The organism is Kribbella sp. (genome assembly GCF_035687465.1).
Lineage (GTDB): Bacteria > Actinomycetota > Actinomycetes > Propionibacteriales > Kribbellaceae > Kribbella.
On the sequence record NZ_DASRXP010000455.1, the window covers coordinates 1 to 3,269 of the forward strand.

The 3,269-nt window shown below is 67.4% G+C and carries 3 protein-coding genes; all 3 read right to left on the reverse strand.

Annotated features, from left to right (window positions below; translation table 11 throughout):
• Positions 1-111 precede the first annotated feature (111 nt).
• The 3 genes from VFG33_RS23715 to gnd all read right to left on the reverse strand — a co-directional run bounded on the left by VFG33_RS23715 (position 112) and on the right by gnd (position 2,982).
• Positions 112-648, reverse strand: a complete 537-nt coding sequence (locus VFG33_RS23715; RefSeq protein WP_325055137.1) for a DUF6817 domain-containing protein — start codon at positions 646-648, stop codon at positions 112-114.
• A gap of 251 nt (positions 649-899) precedes the next feature.
• Positions 900-1,373, reverse strand: a complete 474-nt coding sequence (locus tag VFG33_RS23720; protein WP_325055138.1) for a DUF6319 family protein — start codon at positions 1,371-1,373, stop codon at positions 900-902.
• 169 nt (positions 1,374-1,542) lie between these two features.
• A complete protein-coding gene (gnd, locus tag VFG33_RS23725; RefSeq protein WP_325055139.1) occupies positions 1,543-2,982 on the reverse strand; it encodes an NADP-dependent phosphogluconate dehydrogenase in 1,440 nt (479 codons plus the stop codon).
• Between the last annotated feature and the right edge of the window lie 287 nt (positions 2,983-3,269).

The window sequence follows — 3,269 nt, forward strand, 5'->3', positions numbered from 1 at the left end:
CGACCCGCGAATCACGTGCACCTGTCGACCCGCGAATCACGTGCACCTACCGACCCGCGAACCGCGCAGATCTGTCGACCCGCGTCGGGCCGGAATACAGGGCTGCGGCCCTCAGAGGTGGAGGATGCGCGTGGCGTCGGCTAGGACGGCGGGGGAGGCGAGGGATTGCCAGCGGGGGACGAGTTCCTGCAGGTACAAACGCAGCTTGGGGGCGAGGGCTGGGGCGTGGTCGAGGACGTCTAGTTCGTTGACGATGGAGAGGTCGACGAAGTCGCGTAGTTCCTCGGTGGTGAGTTCTTCGGACGTTCCGGTGAAGCGGTCCGTGACCGTGTGGTGCTCGGCCAGGTCGCGCCACGTCGTTTCGCGTTCGCAGGAGCCGTAGCGGTAGACCAGTAGTTCGGCGTCGGGTCCGATCACGGCCTCCAGTACCGGCCGCTCCTGCTGCCAGTCGAACAGGTGCGTCGGGAACCCGTCCGTTCCGTACGCCGCGTGCGCGAGCCCGGCGAGCACCAAGGTGTCCGAGGCGCCGAGCGAGGTGAGTCGTTTCGCGACCCGGTGGAGGTGGACGTAAAGCGTCCCGCCTGCATGGTCCAACTCGTCCGCACCGCGAACCAGCAACAACGATCCCAGGTCTTGGAAGCTGCTCATCTGACCCCTTCATCTACGGAGCGGTCAGGGCCCAACGGGACCGGCCCAGGCCAACACGGTACGTCGGCCGGGAGCGCCGCGCCCAGCGATGCGGCGTGCCGGATCGGTCACACTGTGGCAATCACTGGGCCACCCTGGGGCAACCACGGGTACGACCACCGGCCACCGATCCGGCACCTCCTCATTTACCTTCCCCGGAGTGCTCCGTGCCGGACGCCTCGGGCCCGGAGCACCTGGGAAGCCTTGGGGTTCTACTCGTCCAGCTCGGCCAGGGCCTTGCGAGCGGCCTCCAGCTCGGCCTCGAGGGCGGCAACCTTCGCGGCCTGCTGCTCGCGGGCGGCGTCGATGACCTCGTCGATGGGGCCGGACAGATCCTCGTGCAGTTCCTTGGCGGCGCGCGAGACGGCGGCGGCCGCGACGAGGAGGTTCTTGGCGATGTAGCTGTTGCCCTGCTTCAGCTCCGCCTTCCACTCGCCATCGGCGGTGCCGGTGACGGTCAGGGTGAGCTCGAGGGTCTTGGTCTTCTTGGGCGCGGCCTTCTTGGCCGGCGCGCGCTTCGGCTTCTCCTCGGCGACGACGGGTGCCGGGTCGGCCGCCGGAGCATCGGTGTCGGCGTCAGCAGCTGACGTGGACGTCAAAGCGGAGTCGGCAGCAGACTCGACCACCACGTCGGGAGTGTCGTCGACATCGGTCTGAGCTTCTACTGCAAAAGTGTCTACAGTCATCGTTGCGGCGATCTCCCTGAGTGACATTTGTCCCCGCCGAAGCGGGCTGGCGCTGAGAGTCTATTAGAACATACGTTCGACCCAACGCCAAATGCCACCAGCTCGCCCTTGCGTCCGAAGGACCGAGGGGCCCGCCCCACGGTCCTTCGGACGCAAGCGTCTCGAGGGGTTAGGCGGAGTGTTCCTTGTGGTCGCCGGACCAGTCGAGGTGGAAGGCGCCTTCGCGGTCGACCCGGTGGTACGTGTGCGCGCCGAACAGATCGCGCAGACCCTGGATCAGCGCTGCGGGAAGCCGCTCCGCCCGCAGTCCGTCGTAGTAGGAGAGGGCTGCCGAGAAGCCAGGAGCCGGTACTCCGACCGTGGCCGCGGTCGCGACCACGCGACGCCAAGCGTCCTGGCCGTTCGCGACGGCGTCCTTGAAATAGTCGTCCACCAGCAGCGACGGCAGTGCGGCGTCGCGGTCGTACGCCTCCATGATCCGGTTCAGGAAGCGGGCCCGGATGATGCAGCCGCCGCGCCAGATCTTCGCCATCGCGCCGAGGTCGATGTTCCAGTCGTACTGCTCGCTCGCCGCACGGATCGCGTCGAACCCCTGCGCGTAGGCGACCAGCTTGGACGAGTACAGCGCGTGCCGGACGTCTTCGATGAACGCGTCCCGGTCCACGTCCCCCTTGGCCTCCGAAGGACCAGGAAGCACACCGGCCGCCGCGTTACGCCGTACGACGTCTCCTGACAGCGAGCGGGCGAAGACGGCCTCGGCCACGCCGCTGACGGGGATGCCCAGGTCGAGCGCGACCTGCACCGTCCACCGGCCGGTGCCCTTCTGCTCGGCCTGGTCGAGCACCACATCCACGAAAGGCCCCTGAGTCGACTCGTCGACCTGGCTGAGCACCTCCGCGGTGATCTCGATCAGGAACGACTCCAGGTCGCCGGTGTTCCACTCGCGGAACACGTCGGCGATCTCGGTGGCGCTGAGGCCGAGCACGTGCCGGAGCAGGTCGTAGGCCTCGGCGATCAACTGCATGTCGGCGTACTCGATGCCGTTGTGCAGCATCTTCACGAAGTGCCCCGCGCCGTCGGGACCGATGTGGACGCAACACGGCTCGCCATCGACGTGCGCGGAGATCTTGGTCAGCATCGGCTCGAGTGCCGCGTAGGACTCAGGGGAACCGCCGGGCATGATGCTCGGTCCGTTCAGCGCACCCTCCTCGCCGCCGGAGACGCCGGAACCGACGAAGTGCAGGCCCTTCGCGCGCAATGCGTTCTCGCGCCGGCGGGTGTCGGCGAAGTGCGCATTGCCGGCGTCGACGACGATGTCGCCCTCGTCCAGCAGCGGCACCAGTTCGTCGATCACCGCGTCGGTGGGCTCGCCGGCCTTGACCATGATGATGATCTTGCGCGGCTGCTCCAGGGCGGCGACCAACTCGGGCAGGTCGGCCGCCGGGGTGAACTCGCCTTCGTGGCCGAACTCCTTGATCAGCGCGTCCGTGCGGCCCTGTGACCGGTTGTGGACGGCGACGCGGAATCCGTTGCGCGCCAGGTTCCGGGCCAGGTTGCGGCCCATCACCGCAAGTCCGGTGACGGCGATCTGGGCTTGGGCTGAGCTCATGGAATCTCCTGCGGGTGAGTGCTGGAAGTCTGAGTGCGGTACCAGTCTGTCGCCCGTGGCAACCGCTCGCTCTACCGGGGGCAACCCGTGGACCTCGGCTTCGATTCCCACTGCGCGCGGCCGCGCGAATGAGCAACTCCTGCGCAGCAAATAAGCGGCTTCGAGCTCTTCTCAAGCAAGCGGTCCCGATGGTAGACATCTGAGAAATCGATTTCCCAGCCCGGAAGGTCCGCCCATGACCAGGTTGCTGCGACGTCCCGCCACGCTTCTGCTCGGCGCACTGCTGA

Coding starts and splice junctions, on each gene's coding strand:
- VFG33_RS23715 (WP_325055137.1), bottom strand. CDS start 648: ATGAGCAGCTTCCAAGACCTGGGATCGTTGTTGCTGGTTCGCGGTGCG.
- VFG33_RS23720 (WP_325055138.1), bottom strand. CDS start 1,373: ATGACTGTAGACACTTTTGCAGTAGAAGCTCAGACCGATGTCGACGAC.
- gnd (WP_325055139.1), bottom strand. CDS start 2,982: ATGAGCTCAGCCCAAGCCCAGATCGCCGTCACCGGACTTGCGGTGATG.